The 450-nt window shown below is 32.7% G+C and carries 1 protein-coding gene; it reads right to left on the bottom strand.

The window, feature by feature from the left end; translation table 11 throughout:
• On the bottom strand, nt 1–450 hold a 450-nt coding region (locus tag KJR01_RS09790), incomplete at both ends, for a Sua5/YciO/YrdC/YwlC family protein (protein WP_214119050.1).

Here is a 450-nt window from a genome sequence, read left to right as displayed (position 1 = left end):
ATCAGGAGCGATTAAAGAAAATGCTTTTTTTGCCTTTAAAATCACAATAGGAGCTAAAACCCCACCAAGCAAAGCTTCTTCTTTTTCATCTATAAAGGCAAGTTCTTTAGCACTTTGTAAATCTTTACACATCAAAGCAAAGGGTTTTTTAGGGCGATTTTTTCTAAGTCTTAGAGTTTTTAAAGCTTCTTCATTAAACGCATCACACATGAGATGAAAACCACCTATGCCTTTTATGGATAAAATTTTACCTTCCTTTAAAAACTTCGCACTTTGTATAAAAGCTTCTTGATCTTTGGCTAAAATTTCACCCTTTGGATTTTTAAGAAAAACATTGATTTTGCATTTAGGACAACTAATAGGCTGGGCATGAAAACGCCTATTTTTAGGATCTTCGTATTCGCTTTTACAAAACTCACACATCAATAATTCTTGCATAGAGGTATTAAA

Source organism: Campylobacter sp. 2018MI10 (assembly GCF_018501175.1).
Lineage (GTDB): Bacteria > Campylobacterota > Campylobacteria > Campylobacterales > Campylobacteraceae > Campylobacter_E.
Note: the sequence above shows the minus strand (reverse complement) of the source record. Positions and strands in the feature narration are given on the sequence as shown.